Here is a 16,651-nt window from a genome sequence, read left to right on the forward strand (position 1 = left end):
AGTATCGACAGGGCAAATTGTGAATCCACAGGATCTACTTTATAGCCGCTTGGCGGGGCGATTTGCAGAAGGGAATCTTCCGGCGTCGCTTCTTCTTACCGGTCCTCGTGGGATCGGCAAATGGAATGTTGCTTTTGAATTGGCAATGAGAATTACCTGCCTCACTCCGCAACAGGATCGCGGTTGCGGCGAGTGTGCGTCTTGCAAACAACTTGAGCAGTTCGCGCATCCCGATATTCAGTTCCTGTTCCCTCTGCCTTCCAATGAAGCGGACTGGCCGGATTGGCTGTTTCCGTACCTCCATGGCAAACAGCAAAACCCGTTTGCCGTTTCAGCCGCCGACCCCAAGCACTTCGTTCCCATTGAAGCAATTCGTCGGTTTCAGTCAGTTCTCGCTCGGCGTTCTACTTTGTCGCCTTATAAGGTCGGCATCATTTACGAAGCAGAACGCATGCTGCCCGGTACAATGGACTCGCTGCTCAAACTGCTCGAAGAACCACCGGATAAGTGCTTCCTGATAGTTGTAACGCCCGAGCCTCGCTTTCTGCTTTCAACCATCATATCACGATTGCAGCGAGTCAATGTCCCCTTGCTAACAGATGAATTTGTGTCGCAATATATGCAAAACCAGTATTCGCTTCGCGACGAACAACTGACGGCAATGGTCCGATTTGCGCGGGGCCAGCTCTTTGACATCAATACTATCATGCAAGGTGATTTTATGCAGATGCGCCAGGCGGCGTTCGATATGATCAGCTTGGCGTTGTCGCATTCACAAACAGAAATTCACCTTCGCGCTGGCGAAAGCGCCTGGCTGAGTACGCGAGAAAAAGTCGAAGCCCTGCTACGACACTGGCAGAGTATTATTCGCGACCTGTTGATCTGCGGTACCGGCGATGCCGCTACTGAATCGAATGATACTTCGACGCGTTTGATTAACTATGACTATCAACCGCAATACGCTGAACTAAGCCGGCAGATCGGCAATAACGACAGAATCGAAGCACTTTCCGACCGCATCGAGGCAATCCGGCAGGAACTTCGTCGCAACGTCAATCCGCGAATGTCGGCACTTTCATTCCTCTTCCTCTTGTCGCCGCAGAGCGCAAGGGTCCGCTAATACGAGGCTCTTTCACAAAATAACACTAATATCAAGCGAGTGTACAATATGTCCAAACTCACACGGTTTCTCTTACCACTGCTCCTGTTGACGATTTTCGCTGCACCTTCACTTCAAGCAGGAGGCAAAGTCGGCATTTACGGGCTTCGGCAGGTCCCGGATGGCGACGATGCCAAAGACTACTCCAAAGCCGGATGGGGCGGCGGGGTTCATTTCGTCGCGCCAATGCAACAGCTTCATAACATCTTCGCCTTTGCCGGTGGATTCGAAATCACGAATCTAATGAACAAGACTATCGTTTTCTATGACCCCTACATCGGCGACGATGTCGAACAACAAACTGACCAGAATATTTTCCGCGTGTTTCTTGGCGGACAAGTCGGCGGCCACGGGAATGGCTTTATCCGCCCGCACGTTGGAATCAACCTGTCGCTCTCGATTTACAACATCCGCACCGACGCCGTGATAAAGGACGACAACAATGAGGATGAGATTCGAAAGGAATTGTACGAAGACACCGAAGTCTCCGTCGGAACGGATATAACCCTTGGGTGCGATCTGAATTTTAACAACGGCATCGCGCTTGATGGCGGAGTACGCTACCTCAAGAGCTTTTCAGTTCCGCAACAGCTTGGCGGGCAATCTGAAAAGATCCACCCGCAGTATTTCCAGGTCTACCTTGGTGTCGGAGTTTCGTTCGCGATGTTGTCAAAGTAGAAGACTATCGGAGCGAACCAAGCAACTGTTGAACTCGCTGGTCTCCCGGTTCGAGTTCCAGATAGCGCGTAAGGTATCGTCGTGCACTGTTGTTGTCCCTCAGATGTTGGGCATAGATGAGGCCGATATTGAGAATGAGCCGCGAGTTGTTTTCGTCATAATTCGCGGCTTCTTCAAAGTGCTTGACTGCCGCAACATAGTCACTGCTTTCCATCGCCAGATTCGCCCGGTCTTTGTGGACATTCGAGATATTGAATCGAATTTCTGCTCGTTGATTGGACGATAATATCGGCTTCTCCAGCGCCCGATTGTACGTTTCGAGAGCTAACTCAAGTGCATCCGACTTGCGGAAGTATATCCCCAGTTGATTCAAGAGTACGCCTCTTGTTTCGATATCGTATCGACTAAGCGCCATTCGGAATTGCTCTTCCGCTTTGTCCCTCTCCCCGTTCAGAAGCAGTTCCTCGCCGCGAATCAAGTCAAGATTGACCAGCAATTCCCGCGACATCAAGTCTCCTGGATCATGGGACGTGGGGTAACTCGGCACAACTCTCGATGCCTCGATTGGCGGACGCGTATCATAGAGCATCCCGAAACTGAATAGTGAGTCCAACCCTTCCCACCAGTCCGGCTCGTTCTGGTAGTGGCTCTTTGCCAGGTATAGTCTTCCACGCTCTCGTCTGATGATAGTCGTTCGCGCTTCAAAAAGATCGGTTGTACTGAAACCTGCCAGCTCGGAAGCCCGTTCCGTCAGAGCTCTCTTGCGAATCGACCGATCATACAGCGTCAGGTCTGAGCGGTAGTCCTCGCCATAACGAAGATACTCCGCGCCAAATGTGTTGATGTCTCCCGCGAGAAAGATGGTGCTGTTTGGCAGTGCCGAATCGAGAAGCTGACGGGAGTAGTTATCATACAGCGTGTAGTCAGACTTGTCATTTGCCCGGTAATTCAGTACAAGCAGTATCGCAGCAGCACCAACTATCGCCCAGGATACAACACTGCGAATTCTCGCTTTGCTCTTCAGTGCGACTAAGTTGTTGCTGATGAGCAACAGCGACGCAAACAGCGGCGGCAAGTAGAATGGCTCGTGATTTACCGCTTGATGAAATGCTGCCATCGATATTGAAGTAACGAGAATCGTCAGTGCGTTTATGGTTCGTGCAAAATTGTACTTGAAGCCGAGTCCAAGTCCCGAGAGTATCAGAATCAATCCCAACCACGACCAGCACTCCAGTACTGATCTGAAGTACAATTGCACGGCGAACAGGAGATTATCCCACGAGTTGTGTACCCAGCCGGAATACTGCTTGAGTGACATATGCTGCCACAGTGCGCTCAGTCCTTCCGGATTTCCCCAGTCAGAGATCGGGTCATGAGTCGAACGCACCCAGAGATACAAGTACATGGTCCCGGCAACTGCCAACAGGCCAACATAAAATGGGAAACGTGAGGTGCGCCGATACTCGCCTTCTGCAAAGAACCGGTATAAAATCGCCGGTACGAGTGCCAGCGACGATGGATGATTGCAGAGACACAGGCCGAAAAGATAAATTGTCAGTGGCCACTTGTAGGACCATTCGCTTTCGAGCGCAAGATACGTTGCGACAATCAAAAGGACATTCAGGGTGTATATCTCGACACCGTTTGTCTCTGCCCAGAAAATCGCGGTGAACGCCCAGCAAAGCGCCAATCCAAATGAAGACAGATCATCCAGCCGTCGACGCATGATCAGGAACACAATTCCCACTGCGGCCGCTGAGACTGTTATGCTATAAATTCCCCCGGCAAATATGGGCCGCAAGAACGACAGTGCTTGGACGAACAACGTACCTTGAATTGTGAAAAGAGGATAACCCGGCGGGTGGGCGATACCGAATGTCTTGAGCGCCAGTGCAAATTCGCCTGAATCGCCGATCCAGATGCCTCGACAAGTCGTCAAGTAGTACACTGCGAATGCAGCAAGCGCCGCTATCACTGGCCAGAATCTTTTCATCCCGACAAGTAACGCCCCGGAATTGTCCGGCACAAGCAAGAATATCCTTCCGAAGGCGAAACCCGAGCGTATAACCAATATGCATTTGAAGCCTTCTCTGTCGTTTCTGCTCATCTACTTGGTGCTTGGCGCAACGCTACTCGCTCAAGACCAACCCTCCAAATTCGGCACAGTTGAATTGCGCGGCGATTCTATCGTTGTTCCAGGTGCTCCATTTGAAATTTCGCTATATCTTACTGACAAAACTGCTGTTGTTGGCGGATTCAACCTTTTGATCGAATTCGACTATGGCGCGCTTGTGTTTGACTCAGCAGTTCTCGGCCAACACACGAAAGGCCAATGGGAGTACTTCACATTCAGGTCGGCACTGCTGAAACCCGATGACGAAAAGAGCACCGCGGCTTTCATTCGGCTACTTGCCATCGCCGACAATCAGGACCCAGGCAACAAGCATCCCGATTCGACCTCTCTTGTCGGACCGGGCGAAATCGTAAAACTGTACCTATATGCAACAGACCGCGGCGACTACAGCGGTAAGACGACTGGTCTCAGATTTCTTTGGGAGAAGTGCGCCGACAATACATTTTCGGACAAGAGCGGCAATCGTTTGATGCTGGCTTCATCAGTCATGGGCGCGGATGCAAAGCTCATAACCGCCGAACGTTACGGCGGACCATCCGAGAGTTGTTTCAAGACCGGTTACAACCCGCCTACCCGTGCTTTTGGCTTCGTCAATCTCTCTTTTGGAATTCAGTAGCCATAAAAAAGGACCGACTCGCAAGTCGGTCCCTAAGTTTCTCACTTATGCTTAAGCCCTAATCACTAAAATTCTGCTCCAAAGCTGAAGTAGTGATGCGGCTTGCTGGTCACAAGGAAATCCCAATTCCAGGCAACATCGTACCGCAAAAGGAATATTCCCAAATTCACACGCGCGCCGGTCCCGAAACCGGTCTTCAAACCCAGCAGCTTGTCTGCATACTGTGATGATCCGAGTTTAAACTCCTCGTTGCGATTCCAGGCCGCACCGACATCAATAAATGCCGCACCCGAAAGTCGTGCCAACACCAGCGGCAGCGGGAAACGCAGCGCCAGATAATCTACGAACGGGTAGCGGAACTCAAAATTCATCACTCCATACTTCGAACCCTGGAACTCAAAGTAGTCATAGCCGCGCAGTGGAGTTATGACCTTCGAGAAATAGAATCCATCCACCGAGTACACATCATCGCCAACACTTGACGATCCGATGTTATTCGTATTTCCGCCGAGGTAGTAGGTCTTCTTGTCCGATCCGAAGGTCGAACCGCCGGCCATGCGGAACGCGAATGAGTACTGTCCGCCAAGGTGCCAGTACTTGCGGTAGTCGAATTCCATTGCCCAGTAGTCCTTCGAATCGCTTGACAGCGGTACGGAGCGTTCGAATTTCAGCTTCCAACGGCTGCCATTCATCGGTCCGGTCATTCCCCAGAGAATGTTGTCATGAACCAGCGCTATGTCTGCCGTCGTTGCCGACTCGTTTTGGTCGTCATAAACCCACTGGTCGAGTTCAGTGTCGAATCGCGGATCGTAATAAGTGCGATCAATATACAAGTGCGAAAAATCAAGCTGCAACCTGCGGAACAGGCTAAACGGATGCGAAACCGAAGCCATTAGACCATAAGTACGGTCCGAGAACAACCGGTCGCGATTATCCTCGAAGTAGTTCTTGTTGTGGAATAGCCCTACTCCAAAGTCAGTGCGGTGTGTGCTGTTGACATAATACAACTGCACGTTCGATTGATTGATCGAGTTTACAACGTCAGTACCAATGATGAACTGGTGGTTGCCGAGGAAATCGGTTATCAGAATAAACGACTGCCCGCGCACACCATAGAATGTATCATATGACAATCCGCCGGTGACGAAATCAGGTGAGAACTTCGCCTTGTACTTCTTAACCGGGAACTCCCCATCAGCGCCAACAGCATAAATTGTATCGCGTCCGTCATCTTCCGGAGTCTCCGGCACTTCGGTAGTATCCCCCTCTTCCAGTGCAACCTTGGTATCGCGAACAGGTGGCGTGAATACGAAATCTGTATTGTCCGGCTCAAGCGGAAGATCCTCTACCGCCGTTGAGTCTCCTGTTGAAGTGCTGTCGCCTTCCGACGTCTCCACTTCTGCATACTCGGCTTTGAGCTCGCCCTTAACGAACTTGGTCGCTACCAATGGAGCGCCATTTTCTGTGACTGGTTTGATTTCCTTCATCAGATACAGGTCGTATCCAGCCTTGTAGAATGCCTGGAAAACGATATGCTCTCCCTTAGGCGACCACGATGGCGAACTGATTCCGGTAAGCACGTTCGTAATGGGAAATGCCGGTGCCGCATCTGAAAAGTCCTCAACATAGAGATTGTCGATTCCATTCAGGTTCGAAACGTAGCAGATTTTCCTTCCGTCCGGCGACCAAGTCGGATAACGACAGATGCCATCTTCGCGTGTCACCGTGTCGATGATCGCTCCCGACGCAACGTCCATGACAAAGATATTATAGTTCCCATACTTGTAACGACCTGTACCGCCTGAGTGCACCGGCCGATCAGAGGCAAACGCCAATTTCTTTCCGTCTGCTGTAATGACTGCATCCTTGTCATCAAAAGTATCATCAGTCAACTTGCGCGGACGTTTTTCTTTTATGTCAGTAATATAGAGATCTGCCTTGCCACCACTGACACCGGTAAATATCAACTGTCCGTCAGGGGTCCAGCACGGTCCCATGATTGCGCCGAAGCCGGGCTTGATCCGATCAACAATCTTCCGCTTTTCCACATTGTAAATCATCAATGCATCTTTGCCGCCAGACTTGGCTGCAAAAGCAATGAACTTGCCGTCCCAAGACCACGATAGTCCCGATACAAACGAATGGAGTGATTCCAAGATCACCCGAACGCTCGCCCTTGACCAGATTCTTCAAAATCTTTCCGTCTACAGCGCTCATCAAGTATATCTGCGTGAAATCGGATCGGTCAGAATAGAAAGCTATCATTTCGCCGTCTGGTGAATAGACCGGCTTCTCATTGAAATATGAGCCGTCTTTTTCATGGTCGGTCAACTTCTTGCCCACTCTCGCAGGCTCGTCGCGTACGGCTATTTCCGGCCAATAGACTTTCTTTAAGTACATCTGGAATTTCTCGTCGAATTCCATGGTGGTCAGGCCGATTGAAGACTTCATCGCCTTGGATAGACTCAAGGTGCGGCGACCCTTGTTGATGATATCCGGTATTTTCTCTTCGCCGTATGTTTCAGCCAGGAATTTGATTGCAGCCTGCCCCTGTTTGTAAGCGAGATATCCGCCCACATAGTCTACTGGCGCAACATAATCGTGGATTGTCGCATCGCGCATAATCATGTCGGCAAAATAGTCCCAGCCATACCGCGAAGAATACTCGGCGTAGCCTTCAGAGTACCATAGTGGTAGCCTGAACAGATACTGCCGCGACAACAGCGAACCGAAGACATTGCCATAAATCAAATCGAATATGACCGCATGGGTTAACTCGTGATGAAGTACGTGGCGCAGGTCTTCGTATGACCCGTTGTATGGTACCACAACACGATTCTTAAACGATTCAGTAAACCCGCCAACACCTTCGGGAAGAATGTCCGGAATCACGTTGGTCTGTTGGAATTCGTTAGGAGAATTATAGATGAAGACCGGAATGCGTCCCTTGAGGCGATAATCCAGCTCCGTCGAAATCGTAACGTATGAAGATTCAAGCTCGGTGATAGCGAACTTGGCGACATCGTACTGCTCTTCATAGAAGTAGATGTCAAAATTCGGCGACTGAATATAGCTCCAGGTAAAGTTCTTATATTGAACCTTATTCTTGCCGAAATACTCTTCCTGTGCCAGCAACGGTACGCTGAGCAGCAAGATCGCCGCCGCAAGCGGTAAGAGGCGTCTCATCATAGTCGATATCACCTTTCTTCAGTCCTGCCTTGGGGTATTATTCAGGGACTTTCTGGATCACGGCTCCAACTGACCTCAGTCGGTCATCCAAAGCGTCGTAGCCTCGTTCTATATGATATATTCGTCTGACTTCGCTGGTCCCTTCAGCGATAAGACAGGCGGTTACTAAACCGGCTCCCGCTCGTATATCAGACGCCATAACCGTGGCTCCGTTTAATCGCTGGACTCCCTCAATTGTCGCTACATCGCCGTGTATCGTAATTTTCGCTCCCAGCCGCATCAATTCCATACAATGACTAAATCGGTCGTCAAACACAGTTTCGCGCATGTGCGAAATCCCCTGCGCCTGCGCACTAAGCGCAACAAAGCACGCCTGTAAATCGGTTGGAAAACCCGGATACGGGAATGTCACGAAATCGGTCGCACGCAAGCGTCCGTCGGATCGGATCGTAACAGCACGGCCATTGACGTCCAGTTCACATCCCATTTCGCGGAGTTTGAGTAACACCAGCTCTAAGTCGTCTGCAATAGCGTCGTCCACCGTCAGTTCCCCGCCGGTTCCAGCCGCCATGCAAAGAAAAGTGCCTGATTCGAGTCGATCGGCCATCGGCTCGTAAGTCGTCGGTTGGAGAGAATCTACACCTTGAATAGTGATTACCGTTGTGCCTGCACCTTGAATGTCGGCGCCCATCTTGTTAAGGAAATTGGCGACGTCAATTACTTCCGGATCACAGGCCGCATTGATAATACGGGTTACACCCTTAGAAATTGCCGCCCCAATCATAATATTCTCTGTGCCGGTATGCGATGGCCGGTCAAAATAGACCTCTCCGCCCTTAACTGACCCGCTGGCAATAACATAGCCCGACTCTTCACTTATCGTCACCCCAAGCTGGGCAAATCCCTTCAAATGAAGATTCACCGGACGTTGCCCAAGTGAACAACCGCCGGGCAACGATACCCTTGCGCGCCCGAGACGCGAAATGAGCGAGCCAAGTACCAGAAACGATGCCCGCATCTTGCTCACGAGATCGTACGGCGCTTCTTCTTTATTCAGATTCGCAGCATTGATCTTGACTGACTTGGCGGCTCGATCCCAGCTCACTTCGGCGCCAAGTTCGCGCAATACGCGTAACATGATATCGATGTCGCGTAGCTCCGGGACATGGTTGATCGTCGTCGTTCCGGATTTTGGCAACAGAGCCGCTGCAAGAATTGGCAAGGTCGCATTTTTGGATCGCATCGTCTGGATGCGTCCTTTAAGCGGCTTGCCTCCTTCAATCACATATTTGTCCATCGATTTTTTAAACCTCGACCATTGACTTGAGTTCCAGTTCGGCAAGAAGATTGTCTGCCGGCAACGGTGAAGAATTTAGCCGGTTAAAACGAATTGACAACGATTAGTGCTCAGCCCCTGGTTTATGCAAGCAGAATGGTTGTTTTCCCTGCTTCGCCGATATGCTCTTGCGCTGTATCTACACCTTCTTGGCAAGTGCGGCTTCGCGGAGTTCCTGCTTATAAGCAGTCATCTTGTCGAGAAGCTTCTCGCTAATATCCGGTACTCCAGCACCGATAATCTGAACAGCCAATAATCCGGCGTTAAACGCGTTGCTGATCGCTACAGTCGCAACCGGAATGCCTTTGGGCATTTGAACAGTCGCCAAAAGCGAATCCATCCCATTCAGCGGCGGTGTCGAAATCGGTACACCGATTACCGGAAGAACACTTTGCGCCGCCATCGCTCCGGCAAGATGCGCTGCAGCCCCGGCTCCGGCGATGATAACGCGAATGCCGCGTTTGCGCGCTTCCTGCGCATATTGTGCCGCTTCAACCGGCGTGCGATGGGCAGAGAGTACCCGCATTTCATAGCCAATTCCGAACTTATCAAGCGCCTCTGCAGCACCTTTCATTACCGGTAGGTCGGAGTCACTTCCCATCAGAATCGCGACAAGTGCCTTGTTATCCATATCGTTCCTTTCCTGATCTCTTGCGTTTATACTAACCGATCCAACTTACGATAAGAACGAATGATATTCAACAACGGTTGGCGCCTCGCTTCAAGAAACTTTCTACCGGTCGATCCTGACTTCAATTCTCAGTTTTTTCTACCTTATGGTCGTCGGCATCTGTATCATTATTGCATGAGCTTCAAAGAGAACCTCGATGACAACGCCTCGCTGGTTGCGGAGTTTGTCCGCTTTGTCCGCCACCGCAAACGATACTGGCTCCTGCCGTTCTTTATATTGGTTTTGCTCCTGTCAGTCTTTATAGTGTTGACCGAAAGCAGCGCGTTTGCACCGTTCATTTACTCGTTGTTCTAAGGCACTTGGCAGAAGCAGATCATGAAAATCGGCGACATCATAATAGCCCTCGGAATCACTTTGGCAGTCCTGTTTGTGTCGATGTCACTCTCCCGTCAGGAAATTGACCCAACCGACTACACAGCATCGTTCGATGGATTGACACTAACCCACTCAGCCCCCGAGTTCACGAAGGGTGAGTTAGCTCCCGCACGTCTTGACGTCAAAGTCGACGGCGGTTTGCTCCCCGATAGCTCGACCATCTTTGTCTATCTCCGACCGGCAAACAGCCTGGCCGATACTGCCTTCCGGCGCGCTCCAATGCTGACCGTTCCGGGGGAAGGTTTGGTTTATCGTCGCGATCTGCTCAATCAAGGTACCGGAAAAAGATTCGAGTACTACATTCAGTTGGTGGCGCCCAAGGACTCTACTATGACGGACACCGTCTTGGCAACCATCCCGGCAGAACATTCCACAAATTCGGCGAAAGTACTCAGCGTTCTCTTTAAAGGCACACCGCCGCGCAATATCACCATTGCCCGTCTAGCCGTGATGTTTGCTGCACTCCTGCTCATGCTTCTTGCCTTCTTTTCCTCCATGGCTTATCCCAAAGACCTTGGCGCTATCACCCGAGCCGGAAGGTTGTCATTTATTGGTACGTTGCTCGTTCTGGTAGGTGTGTTTCTGCTCGGCACCAAGGTCGGCCTTGCTACCAGCGGTCAAGCCTGGAGCGGCCTTCCAGTTGGAAGTAATCTCAGCGACACTGCATCTGCTTTGCTCGTAATCTTCTGGTTGGCTGTAATATTGATCCTTCGCAAACAGATTTTCAAAGGCGAATCCGCTGAGGATCTTGTCAGCCGGCGCGTCCAGTTACTTCTCGCATCGGGAGTTGTGCTGGCAATCATCACAGTCTTGATCCCTAACGGCATCGGCCGTATTTAAGGAGATCGCACACCTTGGCGCGATTCCTCAAGTACTCCCTTTTCAGTCTGATCATCATTGTCAGCGTCCTGGGAGCGCTTGAAGGTTCGTTGCGACTTCTCAACGTCACACCTCGCGTAGACAGCCCTTTCTTTCTCTTAGTTCGCATTTTCGAATATCCCGACTACTTCAAAAAAGACGCCAAGCTCTTCTGGCGGATGCGTCCCAATATTCAGGATGGCACCGAGTTCCTCGTTGAAGGCTCATACCGCACCAACTCGCTTGGTCTGCGCGGAGATGAACCGGTGATTGATACAGCTTCAACCCAAGTACGTGTGGCGACTTTCGGCAACTCCTGCACATTCGGTTGGCGGTTGAATGAATCGGACACTTACCCCTGAACAGCTTGAGCGGATACTCAATCAAGACGTCTTGCAGACTAAGGTCGATGTTTTCAACTGCGGCATACCGGGATACTCATCATTCCAAGGCTGGAAATTCATGCAGGAGGTTATTCCAATCCTCAAACCGAGTTATGTCACAATATGTTATGGTTGGAACGATCACTGGGCGGCAGGATTCGACATCGAAGACAAAAAACAGCAGTCGCCGCCGCAATGGGTGCTCGATATTCAGAACGCGGCTTCCGAAAGCTATCTCTATCGCGCCACCAAGTATCTGCTTCTATCCAAATCCGAAAAATCGCGCGAGTACACTTACAACAGAGAATCTCCCACTTATCGCGTCTCGTTGGATGATTACCGCGACAATCTTCGCTCGATGATCAACTATTGCCTTAGCCAGAACATCCGGCCAATCATTCTTACCGCGCCGATTCCCGACATCGAACCCGGCGTTGATACTCCGATGGAGGTCTACCACATGCTGTATTGTCAGATTGGTATTTTTACCGCCGAGGAGATGAACGTTCCGGCAGTAGACGCCGCCGCAATGTTCGTTGAGCACCCCGAATTCTGGGACGATCCCAAAAAGGACTTCATTCACTACAACGCTAAAGGCGCCGAGTTCATCGCCAACGAACTCGCCAAGGTGATCGTTCAAGACCAGAAGTCGCGGCAACGCTAAACTATCAAAACAAATCGGCGAACCTATCGTGTCCGCCGATCAAAACTCTGCAAAACTTGATTTCGTTGACCTAACGTCGTCCTCCACCGCCCTGTGTCCGCATTCCCGGCATTCCCGACATTTGCCCCATTCGTTGCCGCCAAGCTTCGCGATCCTTCATCATCTGTGACACCGGAGTCGCATCTACACTATCTGCTTCAGATAGTCCCTCGAGAACTTCGGTGAAGTCGAGATTACTTGCACCGACAACAATCCGGCGTGGATTTTGTTGGCCGTTCTCGACCACAAACGCAATCTTCGTGTCCTTTGCCGGATATTCTTTGTCCTGAAACTTCTCGCCAAATCGTGCAGCCTTTTCCGGATTGCCGGCTTTCGGAGCAGCATTTCCGGGCTCACCGCCTGGATTGCGTCCTCCACCGCCGCCGGGACCGCCACGTTGGCCGCCGATCATCTCTCCGCCCATTCCCATCTTCTTGGGATCTTTGACGGCTGCATTCGGGATCAGCAACGCATTTTCAGCAAAGGCAGTAATTATCTCTATATTAGCGTTCATCCCTGATTTCAATTTGCGCTCGGCATTGTCTACCTTGGTCGTGACTTCAAATATGGTCACATTTTGCTGGACCTGTGCCATCGGCGCGATCTTCAACACCTCACCCTTGAAGCTCTGATCCGGGAATGCGTCAGCTTCGACTTCGACCGGCTGACCTAATTCGACCTTGCCAATATCCGTTTCATCCACTTGCGCTACGATAAACACCGAATCGACCTGCGCAATCTGCATCAGCGCAGTACCGCCGGACACATTGGAAATCCCGGAAGCGATGATATTCCCGACTTCCACATTGCAGAGAACAATCAACCCGCTAATCGGAGCGCGAACTACCGTATCATCGAGACTCTTCTTGGCATTCGAAACGCTGGCTTCGGCTCTTACCAAAGAAGCACGCGCCTGCTCAAGCGTTAACTGCTTGCTTTCCATTTCGGCTTCGGAAACCAATTGCTTTTCAAACATCTCTTTCTGGCGCGCAACCTCGCGCTCTGTCGTCTGAAGCGACACCTTGGCCACTGCCAAGTCAGCCACAGCCTTGTCATACTCAAACTTGACCAATTCGGGATCTATCTTGCAGAGCAAATCGCCTTGTTTGACATAGTCGCCTTCTTCGAAACCAAGGTGGATGATTTCGCCCGATGCCTTCGACTTGACTTCAACCGTCTTAACCGGTTCAACCTTGCCTGTAGAATTGATCGCAACGCGCAGATCTCCGCGAGTCGGCATCACGATCTTGCTCTGGACAGCAAGCGCGGTTTCCTTCCCGCCGCCGGACCAGAACAAGAAATAGCCTCCAGCAGCCACAGCAACGATGATGACACTTATAATGAGTAGCTTTTTCATACGAGTCTTATACGCTCCAATCAACCAACGGGACAGAAAATCATCCCCCATTTACATCAATTTGACAGGCAGCGTCAACGATTACTTGCGGCAATTCGGGGTGAGGTTAGCGAAGGCTAATCGGGCAAGGCCTTTGCCTTGCCCGAACTACGAGATGTACCCTAATCGATCCAGTCGGCGATAAACACGTTGGTCTCGCCTTCTTTGGCATTGAAGCGGTTAGAGCAGAATACGAACTTCTTCCCATCGTGAGTCCACATCGGAAATCCGTCAAATGAAGGATTGAATGTGATCTGCTCCAGTCCGGTACCGTCGACATTGATCATGAAAACATCAAATTCGCGCGGATTTCCCTGATGGTTAGTGCAGAAGACCAACCGCTTGCCGTCCGGATGCAGGTATGGCGCAAAATTCGCCTTTCCCAGCTTTGTGATCTGTCTCTTGTTCGAACCATCGGCATTCATTATCCAGATTTCCAGCTCCGATGGTCGAATCATATCCTTGGCAAGCAACTCTGTATAGTCTGTAGAATCCTTGGAGGTCTTTGGCCTTGAAGCGCGATAAATGATCTGCTTTCCATCATATGAGAAGAATGGCCCACCGTCATATCCCATTTCATTAGTCAACTGCTTAAGTCCCGATCCGTCCGGGTTCATCGTGTAAATCTCAAGATCACCCGAACGCAGCGAGGTAAACACAATCTTCTTGCCGTCCGGAGAGTAAACAGCTTCAGCATCGTAACGCGGCGAATTGCTGATGTTCTTCAAATCACCGCCGTCCGGATTCGCAGAATAGACTTCGAATCCCGGATACAGCGCCCACACATATCCCAAGCTGTAATCCGGCGATGGCGGACAAGTCGAATCGGCTTCATGTGTTGAAGCATAAATTATCCGTTTTCCATCCGGCTGTATAAATGAACAAGTCGTGCGCCCCTTGCCGGTTGACACCAACTTCCGTCCGGAGCCATCCGAATTCATCACATAAATCTGGTCGCAGGCGTATGGCTCAGCCGAGGACTGGAATATCAACTGCTTGCCGTCGTACGAGAAGTACGCTTCTGCATTCTCTGCGCCAAACGTCAGTTGCTTGACATTCGCCAAGTGCCGCTCTTTGGCAATCCATGAAGAAGTATCTGCGCCAACTGCGGCGGAAGCTTCCTTGGTTGACGCTTCGTTTTCAATGAAATCAATGAAGGCGGCAAAGGCGAAGACTGACAATATGATTAAGATAAGTTGTTTCATTTCCATTCTCCTTACGTGGCTGAGTTCGGTCGATGATACAATCGATGACCATACCGCGCAAACAGAATTCGTCAATCACCCTCACTTTGACATTCCTGTGACACAAATCTGAAATTATGTAGGATTAGACAGCCGAAATAGGTGTTCAGATATGAAATTCGAGCACATCGCCGTCCGCCAGAACGAAATCCTTATGCACTCTTTGTCCGTCATGTTTCCCCACGCCCCAGATCTTGGCAAACTGCAGACGTTCAGCGAAATCCTTGTGGATACTATAAGCAGCATCTTCTACCGTCGCGCCAATATGCAATACCACTGGATCGTTGCGGTCGGCTTCGTGCCCCGGAGTCTTTGTATAAACACGCAATAATTTCAATGTCTTGTACAAATCCATCTCAAGTAGCGCAATGCCTTCCCTGCTCACCGAGTTGATTCGATATATCGGGAAACGCTCGCCGAATTCGTCGCGTAGAAAACCAAGCCGTATATCATCCTCGTCGCGGTCGCACTTGTTGGCAATTAAGAAGGTCTTCTTCACCACTTCATCAAGTGAGTAGTCCTCGTCGTCTACTTCATGCTCCGGCGCCGACAAACTAATCCGATGCTCCTTGAGAAGATTCAACGCACCGTGAAGATCATCAATCAGACTATCGGTCGAAAGATCGGCAAACAGAAACACTGCATCGGCGCGAAACAAAATCGATGTCATCCAGCCATCGTATGATTCCACTGCAATCGGCGGAAGGTCTATCAACTGGAATTTCACATTCTCCCAAACCATCATTCCGGCAACCGGTTCGCGCGTCGCAAACGGATAGTCGGCTATGATCGGATGCGCATTGCTGACCGAAGCCAGAAACTGCGATTTCCCGCAATTGGGCGGTCCCACCAACGGTATCTGCGCTGCACCCTCACGCGGGAGATTGTCTAACGCCTTTTGCTTGGAAGCTCCACCTGATTTCTGTCCCGGCGCCTTTTTAACTTTGGCAATCTTCGCCTTGATCTCCGCCTGTATCTTCTCAGTGCCTTTGTGCTTGGGGATGATCTTGAGCATCTCTTGCAAACAGATCAAGCGCTCCTGATCGTCAGTAGCCTCACGGTATCGTTGTTCCGCTTTCTTATATGGAGGTGTGAGATTGGCTGGCATATTGTCCGTAGTATAGGTATTGCACTCGAAGTGTCAAGTCGCCCGTTTTTCGCCCAGATGAAAATTCCGTTGCGCAATCGCCGCCTTGAGCCAATCTTGCCGACACAATGAGCATTTTCACACCGTTCAAGTTTCGCTACGACTTACTGAAAGACGCCGCGCCGACTCGCGTTACTTACAACGTAAGTTACGCCCGGCAATACTCTGAAGCATGGCATCTGTTCAAACTCAACCAGCTTGAACCCTATGAGTTCAACGACAATCACTTGTCAGACCCCAAACTTACCCTCGCTGACAAAGAACGATTCTTGAGTTACAATCAAGCCTGCATCCTCAACAGTACACTCAATCCTCTGCCGTCGCGTGGCATTCTCCAGAAATTCGCCTTCTCGCAATTCATGGGTACCTTCGGCATACCGACACCGCGCAGCTACGGCCTCTTTGATCCCGACTTCGGCTACACACCGAATAGAGAATCCTTCCGCTCCGTCGAAGATATCAAGCGCGTGATCGACGCCAACAATCTGACCGAATTCGTTATCAAACCCGCCGGCGGCGCCAAAGGCACCGGCATCACCGTCATCACTTCGCGCCGTGGCGACAAGTTCATCAGCGGCGACGAACAAGAATTCGATTTCGCCGCTCTTCACAAACTGATGCTCGACGCTTTCAAATCCAACATGCCGCGTCACCGCGATTGTGTGCTGCTTCAGGAACGTATCAAACAGCACCCGGCTTTCGATGCTATCAATCCCAATTGCACCAACACGATTCGTGTTAT

The 16,651-nt window shown here is 50.8% G+C and carries 15 protein-coding genes; 8 read left to right on the forward strand and 7 right to left on the reverse strand.

Translation table 11 applies throughout. The features are described 5' to 3' along the window. The first annotated feature begins 19 nt into the window (after positions 1-19). Both IPH59_11425 and IPH59_11430 read left to right on the forward strand, forming a co-directional pair. Positions 20-1,120 carry a hypothetical protein gene (locus IPH59_11425; protein ID MBK7092309.1) on the forward strand — a complete coding sequence of 367 codons (1,101 nt, stop codon included), beginning with the start codon at positions 20-22 and terminating at the stop codon, positions 1,118-1,120. 48 nt (positions 1,121-1,168) lie between these two features. Continuing rightward, positions 1,169-1,837, forward strand: a complete 669-nt coding sequence (locus tag IPH59_11430) for an outer membrane beta-barrel protein (GenBank protein ID MBK7092310.1) — start codon at positions 1,169-1,171, stop codon at positions 1,835-1,837. A gap of 4 nt (positions 1,838-1,841) precedes the next feature. Here IPH59_11430 and IPH59_11435 read toward each other — a convergent pair whose 3' ends face one another. Then, entirely contained in the window at positions 1,842-3,830 is a 1,989-nt protein-coding gene (locus IPH59_11435; protein MBK7092311.1) for a DUF2723 domain-containing protein, read from the reverse strand. A 79-nt stretch (positions 3,831-3,909) separates the two neighbouring features. Here IPH59_11435 and IPH59_11440 point away from each other — a divergent pair, with 79 nt between their 5' ends. Continuing rightward, a complete protein-coding gene (locus IPH59_11440) occupies positions 3,910-4,587 on the forward strand; it encodes a hypothetical protein (GenBank protein MBK7092312.1) in 678 nt (225 codons plus the stop codon). Between the two features lie 65 nt (positions 4,588-4,652). On the opposite strand, the gene IPH59_11445 is transcribed toward IPH59_11440, so the two are convergent. The 3 genes from IPH59_11445 to purE all read right to left on the reverse strand — a co-directional run bounded on the left by IPH59_11445 (position 4,653) and on the right by purE (position 9,743). Further along, entirely contained in the window at positions 4,653-6,749 is a 2,097-nt protein-coding gene (locus IPH59_11445; protein ID MBK7092313.1) for a PD40 domain-containing protein, read from the reverse strand. 1,064 nt (positions 6,750-7,813) lie between these two features. Next, the gene (gene murA, locus IPH59_11450) at positions 7,814-9,073 is read right to left on the reverse strand and encodes a UDP-N-acetylglucosamine 1-carboxyvinyltransferase (GenBank protein ID MBK7092314.1); all 1,260 of its coding nucleotides are present in this window, start codon (positions 9,071-9,073) and stop codon (positions 7,814-7,816) included. A 178-nt stretch (positions 9,074-9,251) separates the two neighbouring features. Beyond that, positions 9,252-9,743 carry a 5-(carboxyamino)imidazole ribonucleotide mutase gene (gene purE, locus IPH59_11455; protein MBK7092315.1) on the reverse strand — a complete coding sequence of 164 codons (492 nt, stop codon included), beginning with the start codon at positions 9,741-9,743 and terminating at the stop codon, positions 9,252-9,254. Between the two features lie 174 nt (positions 9,744-9,917). Here purE and IPH59_11460 point away from each other — a divergent pair, with 174 nt between their 5' ends. The 4 genes from IPH59_11460 to IPH59_11475 are packed head-to-tail and all read left to right on the forward strand — an operon-like array spanning position 9,918 to position 12,083. After that, positions 9,918-10,097 (forward strand): hypothetical protein, encoded by a 180-nt coding sequence (locus IPH59_11460; protein ID MBK7092316.1) that lies wholly within the window; start codon positions 9,918-9,920, stop codon positions 10,095-10,097. A 21-nt stretch (positions 10,098-10,118) separates the two neighbouring features. Then, the gene (locus IPH59_11465; GenBank protein ID MBK7092317.1) at positions 10,119-11,018 is read left to right on the forward strand and encodes a hypothetical protein; all 900 of its coding nucleotides are present in this window, start codon (positions 10,119-10,121) and stop codon (positions 11,016-11,018) included. Positions 11,019-11,032: 14 nt separating this feature from the next. After that, a complete protein-coding gene (locus tag IPH59_11470) occupies positions 11,033-11,398 on the forward strand; it encodes a hypothetical protein (protein MBK7092318.1) in 366 nt (121 codons plus the stop codon). Beyond that, positions 11,376-12,083: a hypothetical protein gene (locus IPH59_11475; GenBank protein MBK7092319.1), complete on the forward strand. Its 708-nt coding sequence runs from the start codon at positions 11,376-11,378 to the stop codon at positions 12,081-12,083. Before IPH59_11470 ends, IPH59_11475 begins: the two co-directional genes overlap by 23 nt. A 70-nt stretch (positions 12,084-12,153) precedes the next feature. On the opposite strand, the gene IPH59_11480 is transcribed toward IPH59_11475, so the two are convergent. The 3 genes from IPH59_11480 to IPH59_11490 form a co-directional block, all read right to left on the reverse strand. Beyond that, complete coding sequence (locus IPH59_11480) at positions 12,154-13,479, reverse strand: efflux RND transporter periplasmic adaptor subunit (GenBank protein MBK7092320.1); 1,326 nt, start codon at positions 13,477-13,479, stop codon at positions 12,154-12,156. Positions 13,480-13,640: 161 nt separating this feature from the next. Beyond that, on the reverse strand, positions 13,641-14,723 hold the full coding sequence (locus IPH59_11485) for a PD40 domain-containing protein (GenBank protein MBK7092321.1): 1,083 nt from the start codon (positions 14,721-14,723) through the stop codon (positions 13,641-13,643). A 145-nt stretch (positions 14,724-14,868) separates the two neighbouring features. After that, positions 14,869-15,870, reverse strand: coding sequence for a TGS domain-containing protein (locus IPH59_11490; protein ID MBK7092322.1), 1,002 nt, complete (start codon positions 15,868-15,870; stop codon positions 14,869-14,871). A gap of 107 nt (positions 15,871-15,977) precedes the next feature. Here IPH59_11490 and IPH59_11495 point away from each other — a divergent pair. Further along, positions 15,978-16,651, forward strand: a 674-nt coding sequence (locus IPH59_11495; GenBank protein MBK7092323.1) for a hypothetical protein, incomplete at its 3' end; no start/stop codon positions are given.

It is taken from the genome of bacterium, from assembly GCA_016708315.1.
Lineage (GTDB): Bacteria > Zixibacteria > MSB-5A5 > CAIYYT01 > CAIYYT01 > JADJGC01.

Bases quoted from the DNA above. Each gene is read 5' to 3' on its own strand.
- IPH59_11430 (MBK7092310.1), top strand. From the start codon at position 1,169: ATGTCCAAACTCACACGGTTTCTCTTACCACTGCTCCTGTTGACGATT.
- IPH59_11435 (MBK7092311.1), bottom strand. From the start codon at position 3,830: ATGAAAAGATTCTGGCCAGTGATAGCGGCGCTTGCTGCATTCGCAGTG.
- IPH59_11440 (MBK7092312.1), top strand. From the start codon at position 3,910: ATGCATTTGAAGCCTTCTCTGTCGTTTCTGCTCATCTACTTGGTGCTT.
- murA (MBK7092314.1), bottom strand. From the start codon at position 9,073: ATGGACAAATATGTGATTGAAGGAGGCAAGCCGCTTAAAGGACGCATC.
- purE (MBK7092315.1), bottom strand. From the start codon at position 9,743: ATGGATAACAAGGCACTTGTCGCGATTCTGATGGGAAGTGACTCCGAC.
- IPH59_11460 (MBK7092316.1), top strand. From the start codon at position 9,918: ATGAGCTTCAAAGAGAACCTCGATGACAACGCCTCGCTGGTTGCGGAG.
- IPH59_11465 (MBK7092317.1), top strand. From the start codon at position 10,119: ATGAAAATCGGCGACATCATAATAGCCCTCGGAATCACTTTGGCAGTC.
- IPH59_11475 (MBK7092319.1), top strand. From the start codon at position 11,376: ATGAATCGGACACTTACCCCTGAACAGCTTGAGCGGATACTCAATCAA.
- IPH59_11480 (MBK7092320.1), bottom strand. From the start codon at position 13,479: ATGAAAAAGCTACTCATTATAAGTGTCATCATCGTTGCTGTGGCTGCT.
- IPH59_11485 (MBK7092321.1), bottom strand. From the start codon at position 14,723: ATGAAACAACTTATCTTAATCATATTGTCAGTCTTCGCCTTTGCCGCC.
- IPH59_11490 (MBK7092322.1), bottom strand. From the start codon at position 15,870: ATGCCAGCCAATCTCACACCTCCATATAAGAAAGCGGAACAACGATAC.